The following is an 18,321-nucleotide window of genomic DNA, read 5'->3' as shown; positions in this document are numbered from 1 at the left end:
CCATGACGGATGAGAAACAGCCATTTTCCGGTTCGCGCCAGCGCATCGACAAATGGCTGTTCTTTGCCCGCATGGTGAAATCCCGCTCGCTGGCGCAGCTCTACGTTCAGAACGGCGGCGTGCGGGTGAATGGCGAGCGGATCGCGCAGCCGAGTTTCGGCGTCAAGGCCGGCGACCGTATCGAGCTCTCGCTGGAGCGCCGGGATGTCGTCCTCATCGTGCGTGCCCCCGGCGAGCGCAGAGGCCCTTTCGAGGAAGCCAGGCTGCTCTATGAGGACCTGACGCCGCCGCCGGATGAGACAAAACGCCTCACCCCATTCGAGCAGGCGTTGCGGGCGCCAGGGAGCGGAAGGCCCACGAAGCGCGATCGCCGTGCAATCGATCGCCTGATCCCGGACGACGATTAGAAAACTCTGCCTGTCTCAGGCTGCTTTCCAGATTGTTTGTCCTTGAAATTGGCGGATAAAGTCGATACCTCACCATCAACCTGCCGGTAACCAGCCGGGCGGCACGTTTGTGCGTGATGCATACGTTTGCCCGTTCGGCTCCGCGGGATGGTGCGACGTTCCAGGTTGCGCATCCGCGGAAGCTAGAGACATTCCTGGAGTGCTTCATGACATATGTCGTGACCGATAATTGCGTCCGCTGCAAATATACCGATTGCGTGGAAGTCTGCCCTGTCGACTGCTTCTACGAGGGCGAGAACTTCCTCGTCATCCATCCCGACGAATGCATCGATTGCGGCGTCTGCGAACCGGAATGTCCCGCCGAGGCGATCAAGCCCGACACGGAGCCGGGCCTCGACAAGTGGCTGAAGATCAATACCGAATATGCCGCCATCTGGCCCAACATCACGGTCAAGCGCGACCCGTTGCCGGAAGCCAAGGAGATGGATGGCGAAGAAGGAAAGTTCGAGAAGTATTTCTCGGCGAATCCCGGAAGCGGCGACTGATCGACGGCCGTGACAGGCCGTCGATAAAGGTGTAGTCGATATCGCAGAAAGCGAATCATTGCCGTTGGGTCGCATGGCGGTCAACGTGGCCTTTTTGGCGCGCGCGCAGCAAATTATTGATTTCCTCAGATTTTTGTGATAGGTTCCTCACACTGATCCACAGCGGCATTACGCATGCCCAAAACCATCACGAAAGCAAATCACCAATCCGTACGCGGTTTCCTTGACATATCAACCGTTTGTGTTGTCGGGTCCTAGATCGCGATGGGTGGGTTTCTGTTTGCATAAGTCTGGCTGGACCAGGATGAAGTGACCCGACGGTACGTCCGTCTCATCCGGGCCTGACTGACCCGGCACCCGGCCCAACCGGGCGCGTAACAGGGAGTTTTTGAAAAGAATGACGACCCAGCAGAAAAAACCTTCAGCAGCACGCCATGGCTTCAAGACTGGTGAAGCGATTGTTTATCCGGCCCACGGTGTCGGCACGATCACTGCCATCGAAGAACAAGAAGTCGCAGGCATGAAGCTCGAGCTGTTCGTAATCGACTTCGAGAAAGACAAGATGCGCCTGAAGGTACCGGTGGCCAAGGCCATGAGCATCGGCATGCGCAAGCTTTCCGAGACGGATTTCGTCGAGCGGGCGCTGAAGGTCGTGCAGGGCAAAGCCCGCGTGAAGCGTACCATGTGGTCGCGTCGCGCCCAGGAATATGATGCCAAGATCAATTCCGGCGATCTGCTTTCCATCGCTGAAGTGGTTCGCGATCTTTATCGCGCCGAGAACCAGCCGGAGCAGTCCTATTCCGAACGTCAGCTTTATGAAGCTGCGCTCGATCGCATGGCGCGCGAAATTGCAGCCGTCAACAAGATGTCGGAAACCGAAGCCGTTCGCCTTGTCGAGGTCAATCTCAACAAGGGTCCCAAGCGCGGCAAGGTCGTCGAGGAAGACGATTCCCAGGACGAAGCCGCATAAGGCCAGCGCGCAAATTCCAGCTTCAAAAAACCCGGCCTTCGTGCCGGGTTTTTTCTTTGGAACCTTTTTGCTTCTGCCGCGTTTAAGCCTCGTGTTAGCGGTCGGTGTGGGTGCTCTCCTGTGGGGAGGGGTTTCCAAGCAGGCCGTGTTTATCGACATTCACGAGGACCGGCCTATGCGTTTTCATCCGAAGCCCCCCGGCGATCTGAACATGCTTCAATCGCGAGATCCATTCGCTGAGACCGAACAAGACTAGTCATCGATTATCCGGCGAACCGGATATCGGTTTCCAATTTGAATTTCATTCATTGATTTCCATCCGAACAGCGATGTTCGGAAACGATGCTTGCTGCCCTTTTCGTCGACCGCGGCACTAAAGACGATTTGAGGCCGAACCTAGGAGATGCGTATGACGAACATGTCTGCAGATCGACGCATGATCAAAGTTGCGATGGCTGCTCCCTATCTCGCTCGCGACGAAGAGCATGATCTTGCCATACGCTGGAAGGATCACGATGATCGCGGCGCCCGCAACCAGATAGCAACCGCGCATATGCGCCTCGTCATTTCCATGGCGGGCAAATTCCGCAATTTCGGACTGCCGATGAGCGATCTCGTACAGGAGGGCTATGTCGGCCTCCTCGAGGCCGCCGCCCGTTTCGAACCGGAACGGGAAGTTCGCTTCTCGACCTATGCAAGCTGGTGGATCCGCGCTTCGATCCAGGACTATATTCTGCGCAATTGGTCGATCGTGCGCGGTGGCACGAGTTCAGCGCAGAAGGCGTTGTTCTTCAATCTTCGCCGCCTGCGCGCCAAACTCGCCCGCAGCAATTCGAGCGTTACCGTCCAGTCCATCCATGAGGAAATCGCGGTTGCGCTCGGTGTCAGCCTTTCCGACGTGCAGACCATGGATGCGCGCCTTTCCAGCAGCGATACGTCCCTGCAGGCGCCGTCGATATCGGGCGATTCCGAAAGTGCTGAGCGTATCGATTTTCTCATCAGCGACGAGCCGCTTCCGGACGAGCAGGTTTCCGACATGATCGACGGTGAGCGCCGTCGCATCTGGCTTGCCTCGGCGCTGAAGCATCTCAACGAACGCGAGATGAAGATCATCCAGGCACGCCGCCTCGTCGAAGACGGAGCGACGCTCGAGGAGCTCGGCGCCGATCTCGGAATTTCCAAGGAGCGTGTGCGTCAGATCGAAAGCCGCGCAATGGACAAGCTCCGCAACGCGCTGGTGGATGCCGACCCCCGCATGGCGAGCTATGCTTGAGACAGGTCTTCTCCCGTCCGGGAGAAGATAGGCCGATTGCTATTCCGAAATAATCTTGACTTTGTCGCCTGGCGCAATCGTTGCCCCGGTCGGTAGGGCGTTGATCAATTTGAACAGATCGAGCTTGCGGTCGGTGCCCATCATGCGGGCGGCAAGCGTCGTGATCGTGTCACCGGGCTTGACGGTGACGACGCGGACCCTGAGCGGCTTCAGCGAGGCCGCCTCATCCGGCGTCATGTGCCGGAAACTCGAGCGCAGCACGTCCGCCGTCTGGTTGAGCTGGGCGATGTTCCCCTTCGGTACGGCCGTCAGGAAACGGAAGATCTGCGTACGGTCGCGGATGACCGTGACATCGAAATCCCAGCGATCGGCGGAAGCGCGCGCGGTAGCGGCCGGCATGCCGTTGACGGTGATCGACTGGATCGAGGAGGGATCGAGGCCTGTCACCCAGCCGCTGGAAATATAGTTCGTCAGGTTCTGGTTCTGGCTGTCGGCAACGCCGTCGAAGCGGATGGCGATATCGCCGGGGCCGGTCGCCATGACGGCCTCGACCTTGTTGTCGATGCGGAAATCGGGCGGCACGTCGAAGCGGATGCCGAGACCGCCATGCAGGAAGGTCTGGCCGCGCACATAGCCTTCCTCGGGGCTGTCGCCATAGAGCAGGCCATCGATGCCGTTCAGGTAATAATCGCGGCCGATGTCGCCGACCTTGCCTTCCTCGCCGAATTCGCGGGCATGCGCCTTGGCGAGATCGATGCGCTGCGGCGTGCTCGGGTGGCTCGAAAGGAAGTCCAGGCTCTGGTCGGCATCGGAATTGGCCGACATAAAGCGGCTGTAGTCTTCCATGGCGTTCAGGAAGCGGGCGGCGGCATAGGGATCGTAGCCGGCCTGGCCGAGCGTGCGGATGCCGATCTCGTCGGCCTGGAGCTCCTGCTGGCGCGAGAAGGCGGCGAGGCGCAGCTTGCCGCGCGCGAGCGCCTGCTTGCCGGCAAGATCGCTCGACAGGACTTCCGAGACGACGCGGCTGGCGATGACTTCGGCTTCCTCCCGTTTCTGCCGCTCGATGCCGTGATTGGCTGTCACGTGCGCCATCTCGTGCGAGAGCACGGCAGCGACTTCGGAAGCATCATTGGCAAGCGCCAGAAGGCCGCGCGTGACGTAGAGATAGCCGCCCGGAAGCGCAAACGCGTTGATCGAGGGCGAATTGAGGATGGTGATGCGATAGGACTGCTGCGGATTTTCCGACACGCTGGTCAAGGCCCCGGCGATGCGGGCAACGAGGCGCTCGGTCTTGGCGTCCTTGTATTCGCCGCCATAGCTTGCGAGGATGCGAGGATGCTCGCGTGCACCCATTTGCGCGCGCGGATCGTTTTTCTGCACCTCGGAGACGATCTGCGGATTGGCGGAAGGCGAAACGCTCGGCTGGTAGGATTGGTCCATCACCGTCTGGCAGCTGTCCAGCACCATGGCGGCGACAAGGAGCGGGGCAAGGCGGCGCAAACGGGCTGCGACGGTCACGCTGATCCTTCGTTCTGCTCGTTCGCTCTGCTTCAGTACCAGTGTCCCACTCATTTCGCTGCCATGCCGGCTCGGCGCCAAATCCGGTTGATCGTTACCGGGCTGATCATCGCCGCGCGCCGATAGAGGTTGCTTGCATCCCTATCGATCCGCATCTGCCCGGACGGTCTCCAACCCTTGCTGTAGCCGATTTTGGCATCGGTTGCATAGCGAGACTCCGCTTAAATGTGGCGGCGTTGTATTTTAGCAAGCATTTCCCAGGACTTTCAGCCGCTTCGCACGACGAAATTAAGGCAAAGCCGACGCCGAGATGCTGCGGCGCAATCAATGCTGCAGAAATGTAGTCAATGCCGGAATGTCGCCCACCTTCAGGAAGGTCTCGATGGAGGCGGCAAGCCTGATCGCGCCGCCGTCGACGAAGACGGCATGGTCGGCAAGACGCCGCACCTCGGCGGGATCGTGCGAGACGATCAGCACCGTATTGCCGCTCTCGCTATGCAGGGTTTTCAAAAGTTCGACCATGCCGGAGCGCAGGCCAGGATCGAGGGCGGCGAAGGGTTCGTCCAGCAGCAGGATCGGCTTGTCGCGCACCAGCGCCCTTGCGAAAGCGGCGCGCTGCCGTTCGCCGCCGGAGAGCGTCCCCGGCTTGCGCTTCTCGAAGCCGGGCAGCCCGACGCGCGCCAGGGCGTCCGAGACCCTTTGCCGGTCCTGTACCGAAAGCTTCAATGAAGGGCTGATGCCGAGGCCGACATTGGTGAAGAGATCGAGATGGGCAAAGAGGTTGTTGTCCTGGAAGACGAGTGAGACCGGCCGTTCGGCGGGATGCAGGCCGGTCACGTCCTGTCCGGCAAGCAGGATGCGGCCGCGGTCCGGCTGTTCGAAGCCGGCCAATAAATTGAGAAAGGTCGATTTACCAGATCCCGACGGTCCGGCGATGGCGATGATCTTGCCCTGCGGCAACGCGCAATCGAAGCGAAAATCATGCGTGCCGAGGTGCAGCTCGACGCCGGCCATGGCAATGCCTTGTTCTTTCATGTCGTGGCCGTCAGTCATTTCCCTGGCTTTCATGATCGCGCATGCCCTGGCCGGCCGTACCGGCGATGGTCAAAAGAAGGCAGACCAGGCCAAGGATCAAGGCATATCCATCGGCGTCGTTGGTGCGATAGCTGCCAAGCTTGCTGTAGACCAGCCAGGGCAGGGTCATCAGGCTGTCCGAGCCGAAGAGCGCCACCGCGCCGAGATCGCCGAGCGACAGCGCCATGGCGAAGGAGAGCGCTGTGAAGAACGGCTTGCGCAGACCCGGCCAATCGACGAGGCGCAGGCGGGCAATGCCGTGAAGGCCGAGGCTCGCCGCCAGCCGTTCGGTGCGGCTGACATGGACCGCATAGGCCGGTTCGATGACGCGAATGACGAAGGGCAGAGCCATCAGCGCATTGATAACAACGATGAGGATGGCGGCGAAACGGCTGGGATCGCCCAATGGTCTCAGCGCCAGAAACCAGCCGGTTGCCAGTACGATCGGCGGGACCAGCAGGATCAGCGACGAGCTTCCGCTCAAGGCGAGCGCCAGGCCACGCAGGCTGAGGGTTCTGCGGCGATCCGCCGATATCGCCGATCGGGCGCGAATGATCGCAAAAGATATCAAGACCGCCAGAAGGCCGGCGGCGAGCGCGATTGCCAGGCTCGTCGCGGCCGCTTGCAGAAAGATCGGCTGGCTGGCGAGCTTCGGAAGGTTTGCCTCGAGGCCGGTCACGACGACGGAAGCGAGCGGCAGGCCGAGAAAGAGCATAGCGGCCGATAGCAGTGCGGCGTCGATCCATCGTGCGGCGGGCATCCGCCCATCGATGCGGTGAAGCGCGCGGCCGCTGGTCAACCCATGATCGTCAGGCGCGCGAAACAGCGTCATGGCGCCGAGGACGACGAGGGTGACGGCGATCTGCAGCAGCGACAGCATCACGGCGCGGCCGGGATCGAAATCGAAGCGGAGCGCCTGATAGATCGCCACTTCCAGCGTCGTTGCGGCCGGACCACCGCCAAGAATCAGGACCAGCGTGAAGCTGGTGGCACAGAGCATGAAGATCAGGCCGGCAATACCGGGTATGAGGCCGCGCAGGATGGGCCATTCGATGAAGCGAAAGACCGAGGCGGGCCGCATGCCGAGCCCGCCGGCCACAAGCCAATATTCCGCCGGCACGCGCTCCAGTCCGGCCAGCGTCAGCCGGCAGGCGAGCGGCATATTGAAGAAGACATGCGCCAAGAGGATGCCAGCGAGGCCGTAAATGCTGACGGGCTGCGACAGGCCAAGCGCCATAAGCGTCTGATTGATAAGCCCCTGCCGACCCCAGATGCCGAGCAGGCCGAGCGCGCCGATCAGCACGGGCAGGCCCATCGGGACGGCCATCAGCCGGAGCAGCCATAGCCTGCCGGAAAAATGGGGCTGTCGCGCCAAGGCGCGGGCGACAGGTATGGCGAGCACGACCGATAGCAGGGTCGAGAGTACCGCCTGCAGCAGCGTGAAGCGCAGGACGCGCAGCAAATAGGGATCTGTCAGGGGATTGTTGCCGCCGGATTCGATGCCGGCGGCCAAAAGGACGAGGACGGCGATCCCGACGAAGAGCGCGATGCCGGCGAGGCTGAGCGCCCCGCCGGAAATGGCGCGTCGTCTTTCGGGTGCCGTGAGCATGATCGGGGCGTCAATTGCCGCTGGTTGCGGCCAGCCATTCGTCGATCCAGGCCTTACGGTTCTTGTCGACGTCGGCGGGGCTCATCAGGAAGGTCTTCGACGGCACTACGAGCTTGCTGAAGGCGTCCGGCAGCGGCTCGGAAGTGGCCGAGGCAGGCATCATCCAGTTGCTTGTGGGAATGATATCCTGGAAGCCGGGGGAGATCATGAACCTCAGGAAATCGCGGGCAAGCTCCTTGTTCGGCGAGGACTTGATCAGGCCGGCGACCTCGATCTGGATATAGTGCCCTTCCGAAAAGGCGGCGGCCTGGTAGCGGTCGGTCTTGTCCTCGATGATGTGATAGGCCGGCGACGTCGTATAGGAAAGCACCATCGGCGCCTCGCCCTTGGTGAAGAGGTCGTAGGCTTCCGACCAGCCAGGCGTCACCGTCAGGATGCGGCCCTTGAGCTTCGTCCAGGCATCGGCGGACTTGTCGCCATAGATCGACTTGACCCAGAGCAGCAGGCCGAGACCCGGCGTCGAAGTCCGCGGATCCTCGATCACGATCTTCTGCGCGGGATCGCCCTCGACGAGATCCTTCATGCTCTTCGGCGGGTTCTTGACCGTCTGGCTATCGTAGACCACGGCGAAATGGCCGTAGTCATAGGGCACGAAGACGTCATCCTTGAAATCTCCGGGAACCTTGAGGGCCGAGGTGTCGACGCCGCTTGCATCGAAGAGGCCGGTATCCTTGGCTTCGTCGACGAGATTGGTGTCGAGGCCGAGAACGACATCGGCCTTGGTGCTGGCGCCTTCCAGCTTCAGGCGGGAGAGAAGCGCGACGCCATCAGTGACGCTGACATAATTGATTGTGCAGCCGCAGGTCTTCTCGAAGGCGGCCTTGACCTTGGCGCCGGGACCCCAATCGGCGGTGAAGCTCTCATAGGTGTAGATGGTCAGGGTCTTGTCGGCTGCCTCGGCCGTCTGGGCAGCAAAAGACGTTGCGCCGACGGCAAGAGCCAGTCCGGCGAAGAATGACAATAGCGATCGGTTTTGCACGACAGCGCCTCCTCCTAAGAGCCGGATGATTTTAGGTCTATCGACCTAAAATCAGAATCCGCTCTGAAATCAAATAATTAGAGCATGATGTCGCCCGAAAACCGTTTACACTTTTCGGCATCATGCTCTGGGTTTCGTCTTGAAGGGGAAAAGGGCGCTATGATTTCGTCACGCGTCTAATCCCTCCGCCGGTGTTAGCCGGATCAGGTTCCGCGGGTTGGCCGGTGAAAGCCTCTCAGCCAGATATCCTAGAGGACATCAGGCACCCCGTTAGAGCGTCGGCAGATTTAGCCTTGTGACGAAGGGATGACAAGGGAAATGATTCCCTTGCCGATTGTGGACGGAGACAGGTTACTCGGCGGCCTGCGCGGCCGCCGTCGTGTTGTTGTCGAATTTCTTCGCGGCACCCGGAAGCTGCACGTTCTTCAGCGTCAGTGCGGTCAGCAAACCGATGAAACAGATGCCCGCGGCCGTCATGAACAGCGGGCTGAAGGCGCTCGCATAGGCATTGGCGACAGCCTGGCGGGTTGCTTCCGGCAATGCGGCCATCATCTTCGGCGTCAGCTGCTCGATATCGGATACGCCTGATATCGAGATCCCGACATTGCCGAGCTTGGCGGCGATAATGGCACCGTAGATGGAGATGGCGATCGAGGCGCCGCCCATGCGCGAGAGCGTGACGGCTCCGGTCGCTGCGCCGACATCGCGGGCTGCCGCCGCGTTCTGCACGCCGATGACGGGAACCTGCTGCGCAAGGCCGATACCGATGCCGTGCAGCAGCATCAGCCCGCCGATGACGACGATGGGCGTGCCGGCTGGTAGGAAGGCAAGCGCGCCGAATGCGATGGCGCTGCAGGCAGCGCTCGCGACGGCGAAGGGCTTGTAGCGCCCTCTGGCTGCAATGAGCCTGCCGGCCGACAGCGAACCGCAGACGATGCCGCCGGTCAGGAGAATGAACAGCAGCCCGGCCATCGAGGGCGAAAGGCCCGTCGTCGTCTGCAGGAAGAGCGCGAAATAATTGACCATGCCGATGGCGACGGCACCGCTGGTAATCGAGATGATCAGCAGGAGGCCGAATGTCGGATTGCGGAACAGCGTCATCGGCACGATCGGCTCGGGGGCGCGGCGTTCGATGAAGACCCAGGCGATGGCGCAGATCGCGCCGAAGGCAATGATGCCGAGGCATTGCGGCGACAGCAGCGATCCGAAGAGTTCGGTGCCGTCGGCGGCCAGCACGATGCTCGTCGTCGTCAGCGCGAGAACGATCGCGCCGGCATAGTCGATCTTCGGCCGGCGGGCCGGCTTGCGGTAGGGGAGCATAGTGGCGAGACCCGCCAGCACGACAAAGCCGATCGGCACATTGACGAGAAAGATGGAGCGCCAGCCGAAGAGATCGCTCATCGTACCGCCGAGAACGGGGCCGATGGCGCCCGACGCCATCAGCACCAGGCTGGAATAGCTCTGGTAGCGGGCGCGCTCCCTCGGCTCGAACAAGTCCGCATTGACGGCAAAGATCGATACAAGGATGCCGCCGCCCCCGAGGCCCTGAAGGACGCGTGCGGCGATCAGCGTATCCATCGAGACGGCAAGGCCGCAGACAGCGGAGCCGATGGTGAAGATCGCGATCGCCGTCATCATCACATATTTGCGGCCGAAGAGATCGCCGAGCTTGCCGTAAACGGGCATGACGGCGGAGAGCGAGAGAAGATAGGCCGATCCAATCCAACCGAAGCGCTCCAGATGCCCGAATTCGCCGACGATCGTCGGAAGCGCCGTCGAGACGATCTGGTTGTCGAGCGTTGCCATGAACATGGCGGTCATCAGAAACAGGAAGAGGATAAGCCGCCGCTTATGATCCGCCACGAGCGGCGCGAACGTTGTCTGCATGTCCATGGGGCAAAAAATCCGAGCTTGGCCGAAACGCTGCGCGGTCGATCGAATGCGCGGGACGCCCCGGTTTTCATAGGTGATACATATGTGCCGTTAGCATATAAATGTCAACGACAGGTGAATGCTGTTTGCATGTTTTATTTCTTTGCCGCCTCTGGTATGGTGGAAAGATGACATCTGCGACGAATACACGTGAAATTGAAGCCCAGGCCCTGACCGACGACGCGAATCTCCTGCGTATCGGCCATGCGATGACGCGTATGCGTCTGTTGACAGGTCGCCGCATGATCGGCAGGCTTGCCATCCTGAGCGTTGCGCCGGGGCTCGAGCTTTCACATCTCGACGTGCTCGATGTCGTGCGGCGTGCAGAGTTGACGGGCGAAGTCACCGTCGGCACGATTGCCGAGATGCTGCGGATCGATCCGTCGCGAGCGAGCCGCATCGTTGCCGACATGGTGACGCGCGGCGTGTTGCGGCGCAAGGCATCGCAGGCGGATGCGCGGCGCATCGTGGTGATACTGACCACGCTCGGGCAGAGATTGCTGTCGGAGATCCAGGCGCAGAAATATTCCGTCATCGGCAGCATCTTCGCCGACTGGACGCAGGAGGAGATCGAGAGCTTCTCGCTACTGTTTGATCGTTATGTCAGCGGCTACGAGCAGGTTTTCCAGGCGCGCCTCAAGGAAACGGACGACTGAGCCGTCGTCGCGGCCGTTCTTGCCTATGCTGCTCTTCCCTAGGGACATGACTTTGCGCTATGGGCTTGCCTCATGAGCCAGTCCACTACCTTCACCATCCTGCTCGGCGGCGAGCTTCGCCTGACGGAGCGGTTGCGCGCCGCCATTTCCGGCAGCCGTTTCATCGCAGCCGATGGCGGCATGCGCCATGCGATCGCGCTCGGAGTGGAGCCGGAGCTGTGGGTCGGCGATTTCGATTCCACGCCCGCCGATTTGCAAGCTGCGTTTCCCGATGTGCCCAAGCAGCCCTATCCGACGGCGAAGGCGGCGACCGACGGCGAGATTGCCGTTTCGGAAGCGATTGGCCGCGGCGCTGTGCGGCTAATCCTTGCCGGCGCCATGGGTGGTGAGCGCTCCGATCATGCCATCCAGCACCTGCTTTATGGCATCCGCTTGGCCGAGAAAGGCTTCGATGTCCTGCTCACGTCCGGTGATGAGGAGGCGGTGCCGCTTCCGCCCGGCGATCTCACGCTGGCGCTGCCGGCCGGCTCGCTGTTCTCCGTCCTTGGGTTCAGCGATCTGACAGGCCTGTTCATTGAGAATGCCCGCTACCCCTTGCGCGATTTCCGTTTGCCCTTCGGCGCATCGCGCACCATTTCCAATGTTGCGGAAGGCGACGTGCGCTTCTCGCTCGGCAGCGGCAGGGCGATCGTTCTTGCCCGCCCTTATGATCTCAGCGGAGTCTGATCTTGGCCCCTCCCATTCTGAAACTCGACGACATCTTTCTGAGCTTTGGCGGCGCGCCATTGCTCGCCGGTGCCGCGCTGCAGGTGGAGCCGGGCGACAAGATCTGCCTTGTCGGTCGTAACGGTTCGGGTAAATCGACGTTGCTGAAGATCGCCGCCGGCCTTGTCGAAGCGCAATCCGGCGAGGTATTCCGCCATCCGTCTTCGACCGTGCGCTACCTCGAGCAGGCCCCGGATTTCGCCGGTTACAAGACGGTCGCGGCCTATGCCGAAGCCGGCCTTGGACCTGGCGATGATCCCTATCGCGTTACCTATCTTTTGTCCCATCTCGGCCTGACAGGCGAGGAAGATCCGAACAACCTCTCGGGCGGCGAGGCGCGCCGCGCGGCTCTGGCGCGCGTCATGGCGCCGGAACCGGATATCCTGCTGCTCGACGAGCCGACGAACCATCTCGACCTGCCGACCATCGAATGGCTGGAAGGCGAGTTGCAGAAGAGCCGTAGCGCGCTCGTGCTGATCTCGCACGACCGGCGCTTTCTCGAAAAGGTTTCGACCGCGACCGTCTGGCTCGATCGCGGTACTTCGCGCCGTCTGGACAGGGGATTCGCTCATTTCGAAGCCTGGCGCGACCAGGTGCTGGAAGCCGAAGAGCTGGAGCAGCACAAGCTCGGCAAGCAGATCGAGCGCGAAGAGCATTGGCTGCGTTACGGCGTGACGGCCAGACGCAAGCGCAACATGCGCCGGCTCGGCGAGCTGCAGGACATGCGCTCGCGCTATCGCGGCCACAAGGGCGCTTTGGGCACGGTGCAGGCGGCGGCTTCCGATGCGCAGGAAAGCGGCAAACTGGTGATCGAGGCAGACAAGATCACCAAGACCTATAATGAGCGTACCATCGTTGCGCCGTTTTCGATCCGCGTGCATCGCGGCGATTGCATCGGTCTCGTCGGCCCGAACGGTGCCGGCAAGACCACGCTGCTGAAGATGCTGACCGGTCAGCTGGAGCCGGATAGCGGCACGGTGAAGCTCGGCACAAATCTGGAAATCGCGACACTTGATCAGAAGCGCGAGGAACTCAACCCCGAAGACACGCTCGCCAACTATTTGACCGACGGTCGCGGCGAGAACCTGCTTGTTAATGGCGAGCAGCGGCATGTGACCGGCTATATGAAGGAATTCCTGTTCCAGCCGGAGCAGGCGCGCACGCCGATCAAGAATCTTTCCGGCGGCGAGCGTGCCCGGCTGATGCTGGCGCGCATCCTGTCGCGGCCGACCAATCTCCTAATCCTCGACGAACCGACGAACGATCTCGACATCGAGACGCTCGACCTGCTGCAGGAAATCGTGTCCGGTTTTTCCGGCACAGTCATCCTCGTCAGCCACGATCGCGACTTTCTCGACCGTACCGTGACCTCGACGATCGCGCCCGCCAATCCGGAAGAGCCTGATGGCCGCTGGATCGAATATGCCGGCGGTTATTCCGACATGCTCGCCCAGCGCAAGGGGGCGATCGAGGAGCGCAAGCGGGCGGAAAAGACGGCCGAAAAGCCGAAATCAGCCGAAGCTGCATCGCCGGCCGGCGAAGGCTCGAAGGGCAAGGGCAAGCTTTCCTACAAGCAGAAATTCGCGCTGGAAAATCTGCCGAAGGAAATGGCGAAAGCCGAAGCCGAGATTGTCGCCCGCGAGAAGAAGATGGCCGATCCGAACCTCTTTTCCAAGGATCCCGCAGCCTTCAATCGCCTTGCGGCGGAGATGGAAAAGCTGCGCGAAAGCCTTGTCAGCATGGAAGAGGAGTGGCTCGAGCTTGAAATGCTGCGCGAGGAGCTGGAGGGCTGATCACCTCGGCCAGCTCATCTTATGGGCGTCCTTCCATATAATGAAAACAAAAGGTTGCGTTTGGTCGCGACTGCTCCATTCCCTGTTGTCCAATTCGATAAACCGTTTATACATGAACGCGTGATGCCGGCCCCGATGGCTGGATGATACCCGGGCCCATGCGGGCCCGAGGCGCATGTTGGGGAAGTCCGAAGAGACCTGATTGCATTGCGCCTGATGGCGAGGGTCCTTCGCGGAAAGTTGCAGGCAAATTTTGTGAGCGCATACCGTGATAACGGCGCCTCTTGCCGTATGCGGTTTTTCGAAGGGGGCTTCATGCCGATGCTGCCGCGTGCCGTTTTGTTCAGCTGTGTTTTTGCCGTTTTCTCTGGCGCCCAGGCGCTGGCGCAGGGTGCGCCGCCGGCCGCGCCTGTGACGGTTGCCAAGCCTATCGTTCGCGATGTCGTCGACAGCGACGAGTTCATCGGGCGCTTCCAGGCGGTTGATGAAGTTTCCGTGCGCTCGCGGGTGGGCGGCTATCTGCAGGAAGTGCATTTCAAGGATGGCGCCATCGTCAAGCAGGGCGATCTGCTTTTCGTCATCGACCAAAGGCCGTTCATCACAACGCTGAACGAATCAACGGCCTCGCTCGAGGTGGCGAAATCTTCGCTGACGCTAGCCGATGCACAATTCAAGCGGACGGAATCCCTGTCGACGACGGGCAGCCAGTCGGCCTCGACCCTGGATGACCGCCGTCGCGACCTCCTTTCCGCGCAGGCGAATGTGCGTGGTGCGCAGGCAGCCGTCGATCGCGCTAATCTCGACATGGATTTCACCCGGATCACCGCACCGCTCGGCGGCCGCATCGACCGGCGGCTGATTTCGGTCGGCAACCTCGTGCAGGCCGATCAGACCGTGCTGACCACCATCGTCTCGCTCGACCCCATCGATTTCTATTTCGACGTCGATGAGCGCCGGCTGCTTTCCTATGCCGATGAGGCTCGTAAGAACGGTAGCGCCCTACAGCAGGGCGGCGGCGGGCTCGACGTGACCGTGACGATTGCCGATCAGCGGCAGAAGCCGTTTAAGGGCAAGCTCGACTTCGCCGAAAACCGCGTCGACAACGAGACAGGTACGATCCGCGTCCGCGCCCGCTTCCCGAATCCCGATCTCACCCTGCAGCCCGGCCTGTTCGGACGCGTTCAGGTGCAAGGCTCGAACAGTTATAAGGCGATCCTGGTTCCCGACGAAGCCATCGGCTCCGACCAGAATCAGCGTGTCGTCTATGTCGCCGATACAGCCGGCAATATCACGCCGAAGCCGGTGCGCCTCGGGCCGAAGCTCTATGGCTATCGCGTCATCCGCGACGGCATGACCGGTGACGAGACAATCGTCGTCAACGGGCTGATGCGCATCCGGCCGGGCGCCAAGGTGACGCCGCAGCTGATCGAACTGCCGCAGCAGGCGACGAATGACGAGCCGCCGGCCCAGGCCGATGTACAGGGAACGAACCAATGAGGTTTTCCCATTTCTTCGTCGATCGACCGATTTTCGCATCGGTTCTATCCATCGTGCTACTGATCGTCGGCGGCATCGCCTATTTCCAGCTGCCGGTGGCGCAATATCCCGAGGTTGCGCCTCCCACAATCGTAATTCGCACCTCCTATCCCGGCGCCGATGCGCAGACCATTGCCGATACGGTGGCGACTCCGATCGAGCAGGAAATCAACGGCGTCGAGGACATGCTCTACATGTCTTCCTATTCCAGTGCCGATGGCTCGATGTCGCTGACGATTACGTTCAAGCTCGGCACCGATCTCGACAAGGCACAGGTGCTGGTGCAGAATCGCGTCGCCATTGCAGAGCCGCGTCTGCCCGACGATGTCCGCCGCATCGGCATCACCACGGTCAAGAGCTCGCCCGACCTGATGATGGTCGTGCATCTCCTGTCGCCGAACAATCGCTACGACCAGCTCTACATCTCCAACTATGCGCGCACGCGCATCAGAGATATTCTCGTCCGACTGGACGGGGTCGGCGATGTGCAGCTCTTCGGCGAGCGGCAATATTCGCTGCGCATCTGGCTCGATCCGGAAAAGCTCGCGGCCTACGGCATGACCGCAGGCGATATCGTGCAGGCGCTTCGGGACCAGAACGTGCAGGTTTCGGGCGGTGCGATCGGCGGGCCGCCGGTTTCGGGCACCAATGCCTTCCAATACACGGTAACGACGCAAGGGCGCTTTTCCGATGCGCGGCAATTCCGCTACGTCATCGTCAAGGCGACAGGCAATGGCCGCCTCGTGCAGCTGCAGGATGTCGCCCGCATCGAGCTCGGCGCACAGGACTACGTCACCAATAGCTATCTGAACGGCAGCCCGGCGGTCGCACTCGGCGTCTTCGCCCGGCCCGGCACCAACGCGCTCGCCGCCGCTGCCGATATCCAGAAGACGATGGAGAGCCTGGCGCAGGATTTCCCGCAGGGGCTCGAATACCGCATCATCTATAATCCGACCGAGTTCATCGCCGAATCGATCCACGAAGTCTACAAGACCATCTTCGAGGCGGCGATTCTCGTCGCGATCGTGGTGTTGGTCTTCCTGCAATCGTGGCGGACGGCGATCATCCCGATCGTTGCCATCCCTGTCTCACTGATCGGCACCTTCGCCTTCCTGCTCGCCTTCGGCTTCTCGCTGAACATGCTGACGCTGTTCGGCCTCGTGCTCGCGATCGGCATCGTCGTCGACGATGCGATCGTGGTGGTCGAGAATGTCGAGCGCAACCTCGCGCTCGGCATGACGCCGAAGGAAGCGTCGCATGTGACGATGAACGAGGTGGGCACCGCCGTTCTGGCAATTTCGCTGGTGCTCATCGCCGTCTTCGTGCCGACCGCCTTCATTCCAGGCATCTCCGGGCAATTCTATCGGCAGTTCGCGGTGACGATTTCGGTCGCGACGGCGATCTCCTGCCTGAATTCGCTGACGCTCTCGCCGGCGATCGCCGCGATCGTGCTGCGTCCGCACAGCCACGAGAAATCCAACAATATCTTCGCGCGGTTCGGCCGTGCCTTGGGTGACGGGTTCAACCGGGGTTTCGAGCGGATGAGCCGCGGCTACTCCTGGATCGTCCGCCACCTCGTGACGACATGGGCGGCGCTCGCCTGCGCGCTTCTCGTTTTTGCCGGGCTTCTGGCGGGGACGTGGTACATGGGCCGGGTCGTGCCGCAGGGCTTCGTTCCCACAATGGACCAGGGCTATGCCATCGTCGTCGTCCAATTGCCTGATGGGGCCTCGCTTGCGCGCACCAATGCGGTCATCCAGAAGGCGACCGATATCATCAGCAAGACGCCTGGTATCGCCAATGCCGTCGCCTTTGCCGGCTTCAACGGCGCGACTTTTACCAATGCCTCGAATTCGGGCGTCATCTTCACGCCGTTCAAGCCGTTCGAAGAGCGGTTGAAAACCGGGGACTCGGCGACAAAGATCATCGGCCAACTCTTCGGCAACTTGCAGGGCATCCAGGAGGCCTTCATCATCGCCATTCCGCCGCCCTCGATCCGAGGCATCGGTAATTCGGGCGGTTTCAAGATGCAGATCATGGACCGGGAAAATCCGGACATGCGCCGCATTCTGCCGCTCGCCTACCAGATGATGGGCGTCGCGGCGCAGAACAAGGGCGTCAGCGGCGTCTTCACCACCTTCTCCGCCAACAGCCCGCAATATTTCCTGGCGATCGATCGCGACAAGGCGCGGGCGCTCAATGTGCCGATCCCGAATATCTTCGAGACCCTGTCGATCAATCTCGGCACGTCCTACGTCAACGACTTCAATGCCTTTGGCCGCGTCTACCAGGTGCGGGCGCAGGCCGATCAGCAATATCGCATGGATCGCGAGGACATTCTGGCGCTGAAGGTGCGCTCGGCGACCGGGGCCTTGGTGCCGCTCGGCACGCTGGTCGATATCCGGGATACGACCGGACCGACACTCGTGCAGCGCTACAACATGTATGTCTCGGTCCCCCTGCAGGGCAATCCGGGGCCGGGCGTTTCCACCGGTTCGGCCCTCGACATCATGGAGGGGTTGGCGAAGAACCTCTTGCCTTCGGGCACGACCTTCGAATGGACGGAACTCGCCTATCAGGAGAAGCATACCGGCAATACGGCGGTCTATATCTTCGCCCTGTCGGTCATCTTCGTCTTCCTGGCGCTGTCGGCGCAGTATGAGAGCTGGGTCCTGCCGCTTGCGATCATCCTCATCGTGCCGCTGGCGGTTCTGGCGGCGCTGATCGGCGTGTATCTGCGAGGGATGGACAACAATATCCTGACGCAGATCGGGCTCATCGTGCTGATCGGCCTTGCGGCCAAGAACGCGATCCTGATCGTCGAATTTGCGCGGCAGGCGCAGCTGGAGGGAAAAAACGCTGTCGAAGCAGCGATCGAGGCGAGCCATCTGCGCCTGCGTCCGATCCTGATGACGGCCTTCGCCTTCATTTTCGGTGTCGTGCCGCTGATGATCGCCACCGGCCCGGGCGCGGAAATGCGCCAGTCGCTCGGCACGGCCGTCTTTTCCGGCATGCTCGGCGTGACGCTGTTCGGCCTGTTCCTGACGCCGGTCTTCTACGTCGTCCTGCGGCGCCGACGCCGGCAGGCGGAGGCTGCTGCACAGGAGTCCTCGGCCACGGATGCGGCGGCACAGTGATGCCCAATAGAGCGGCCGAGCGTTTCACGGGAAACGCTCGGCCGATCCATTTTCCGCTTTTGCGTAA

Annotated in this window: 14 protein-coding genes and 1 riboswitch; of the genes, 9 read left to right on the top strand and 5 right to left on the bottom strand. The window is 61.4% G+C overall.

Annotation, left to right across the window (positions count from 1 at the left end; genetic code table 11):
- Positions 1–2: 2 nt before the first annotated feature.
- The 4 genes from FP026_RS18725 (at position 3) to FP026_RS18710 (ending at position 3,195) form a co-directional block, all read left to right on the top strand.
- Entirely contained in the window at positions 3–407 is a 405-nt protein-coding gene (locus FP026_RS18725) for an RNA-binding S4 domain-containing protein (RefSeq protein ID WP_149636120.1), read from the top strand.
- 206 nt (positions 408–613) lie between these two features.
- Positions 614–952: a ferredoxin FdxA gene (gene fdxA, locus FP026_RS18720; RefSeq protein WP_149636119.1), complete on the top strand. Its 339-nt coding sequence runs from the start codon at positions 614–616 to the stop codon at positions 950–952.
- Positions 953–1,349: 397 nt separating this feature from the next.
- Positions 1,350–1,922 (top strand): CarD family transcriptional regulator, encoded by a 573-nt coding sequence (locus FP026_RS18715; protein ID WP_149636118.1) that lies wholly within the window; start codon positions 1,350–1,352, stop codon positions 1,920–1,922.
- A gap of 409 nt (positions 1,923–2,331) precedes the next feature.
- Complete coding sequence (locus FP026_RS18710; protein ID WP_149636117.1) at positions 2,332–3,195, top strand: RNA polymerase factor sigma-32; 864 nt, start codon at positions 2,332–2,334, stop codon at positions 3,193–3,195.
- A gap of 39 nt (positions 3,196–3,234) precedes the next feature.
- On the opposite strand, the gene FP026_RS18705 is transcribed toward FP026_RS18710, so the two are convergent.
- The 5 genes from FP026_RS18705 to FP026_RS18685 form a co-directional block, all read right to left on the bottom strand.
- Positions 3,235–4,662: a M48 family metalloprotease gene (locus FP026_RS18705; RefSeq protein ID WP_112341736.1), complete on the bottom strand. Its 1,428-nt coding sequence runs from the start codon at positions 4,660–4,662 to the stop codon at positions 3,235–3,237.
- A 375-nt stretch (positions 4,663–5,037) separates the two neighbouring features.
- Positions 5,038–5,766, bottom strand: a complete 729-nt coding sequence (locus FP026_RS18700) for a thiamine ABC transporter ATP-binding protein (protein ID WP_149636116.1) — start codon at positions 5,764–5,766, stop codon at positions 5,038–5,040.
- Positions 5,759–7,396 carry a thiamine/thiamine pyrophosphate ABC transporter permease ThiP gene (gene thiP, locus FP026_RS18695; protein WP_188112621.1) on the bottom strand — a complete coding sequence of 546 codons (1,638 nt, stop codon included), beginning with the start codon at positions 7,394–7,396 and terminating at the stop codon, positions 5,759–5,761. Before thiP ends, FP026_RS18700 begins: the two co-directional genes overlap by 8 nt.
- A 10-nt stretch (positions 7,397–7,406) precedes the next feature.
- Entirely contained in the window at positions 7,407–8,399 is a 993-nt protein-coding gene (gene thiB / locus FP026_RS18690) for a thiamine ABC transporter substrate binding subunit (RefSeq protein ID WP_246665387.1), read from the bottom strand.
- 199 nt (positions 8,400–8,598) lie between these two features.
- A riboswitch (TPP riboswitch) is annotated at positions 8,599–8,715 on the bottom strand.
- A gap of 71 nt (positions 8,716–8,786) precedes the next feature.
- Entirely contained in the window at positions 8,787–10,328 is a 1,542-nt protein-coding gene (locus FP026_RS18685; protein WP_149636114.1) for an MDR family MFS transporter, read from the bottom strand.
- A gap of 167 nt (positions 10,329–10,495) precedes the next feature.
- On the opposite strand from FP026_RS18685, the gene FP026_RS18680 reads away from it, so the two are divergent.
- From FP026_RS18680 to FP026_RS18660, 5 genes are all read left to right on the top strand, one after another.
- Complete coding sequence (locus FP026_RS18680) at positions 10,496–11,023, top strand: MarR family winged helix-turn-helix transcriptional regulator (RefSeq protein ID WP_149636113.1); 528 nt, start codon at positions 10,496–10,498, stop codon at positions 11,021–11,023.
- A gap of 72 nt (positions 11,024–11,095) precedes the next feature.
- The gene (locus FP026_RS18675) at positions 11,096–11,749 is read left to right on the top strand and encodes a thiamine diphosphokinase (protein WP_149636112.1); all 654 of its coding nucleotides are present in this window, start codon (positions 11,096–11,098) and stop codon (positions 11,747–11,749) included.
- Positions 11,750–11,751: 2 nt separating this feature from the next.
- Complete coding sequence (locus FP026_RS18670) at positions 11,752–13,581, top strand: ABC-F family ATP-binding cassette domain-containing protein (protein WP_149636111.1); 1,830 nt, start codon at positions 11,752–11,754, stop codon at positions 13,579–13,581.
- Between the two features lie 315 nt (positions 13,582–13,896).
- Positions 13,897–15,078, top strand: a complete 1,182-nt coding sequence (locus FP026_RS18665; protein ID WP_149636110.1) for an efflux RND transporter periplasmic adaptor subunit — start codon at positions 13,897–13,899, stop codon at positions 15,076–15,078.
- Positions 15,075–18,254: an efflux RND transporter permease subunit gene (locus tag FP026_RS18660; RefSeq protein WP_149636109.1), complete on the top strand. Its 3,180-nt coding sequence runs from the start codon at positions 15,075–15,077 to the stop codon at positions 18,252–18,254. The genes FP026_RS18665 and FP026_RS18660 overlap by 4 nt, the downstream gene beginning before the upstream one ends.
- The last annotated feature ends 67 nt before the right edge of the window (positions 18,255–18,321 follow it).

This window comes from Martinezella tropici (assembly GCF_008370325.1).
GTDB lineage: Bacteria > Pseudomonadota > Alphaproteobacteria > Rhizobiales > Rhizobiaceae > Rhizobium > Rhizobium tropici_B.
This window is presented reverse-complemented; position numbering and strand designations above follow the sequence as displayed.

Bases quoted from the DNA above. Each gene is read 5' to 3' on its own strand.
- FP026_RS18715 (WP_149636118.1), top strand. From the start codon at position 1,350: ATGACGACCCAGCAGAAAAAACCTTCAGCAGCACGCCATGGCTTCAAG.
- FP026_RS18705 (WP_112341736.1), bottom strand. From the start codon at position 4,662: ATGGTGCTGGACAGCTGCCAGACGGTGATGGACCAATCCTACCAGCCG.
- FP026_RS18680 (WP_149636113.1), top strand. From the start codon at position 10,496: ATGACATCTGCGACGAATACACGTGAAATTGAAGCCCAGGCCCTGACC.
- FP026_RS18665 (WP_149636110.1), top strand. From the start codon at position 13,897: ATGCCGATGCTGCCGCGTGCCGTTTTGTTCAGCTGTGTTTTTGCCGTT.
- FP026_RS18660 (WP_149636109.1), top strand. From the start codon at position 15,075: ATGAGGTTTTCCCATTTCTTCGTCGATCGACCGATTTTCGCATCGGTT.
- FP026_RS18675 (WP_149636112.1), top strand. From the start codon at position 11,096: ATGAGCCAGTCCACTACCTTCACCATCCTGCTCGGCGGCGAGCTTCGC.
- FP026_RS18725 (WP_149636120.1), top strand. From the start codon at position 3: ATGACGGATGAGAAACAGCCATTTTCCGGTTCGCGCCAGCGCATCGAC.
- FP026_RS18710 (WP_149636117.1), top strand. From the start codon at position 2,332: ATGACGAACATGTCTGCAGATCGACGCATGATCAAAGTTGCGATGGCT.
- thiP (WP_188112621.1), bottom strand. From the start codon at position 7,396: ATGCTCACGGCACCCGAAAGACGACGCGCCATTTCCGGCGGGGCGCTC.
- FP026_RS18700 (WP_149636116.1), bottom strand. From the start codon at position 5,766: ATGACTGACGGCCACGACATGAAAGAACAAGGCATTGCCATGGCCGGC.
- fdxA (WP_149636119.1), top strand. From the start codon at position 614: ATGACATATGTCGTGACCGATAATTGCGTCCGCTGCAAATATACCGAT.
- FP026_RS18685 (WP_149636114.1), bottom strand. From the start codon at position 10,328: ATGGACATGCAGACAACGTTCGCGCCGCTCGTGGCGGATCATAAGCGG.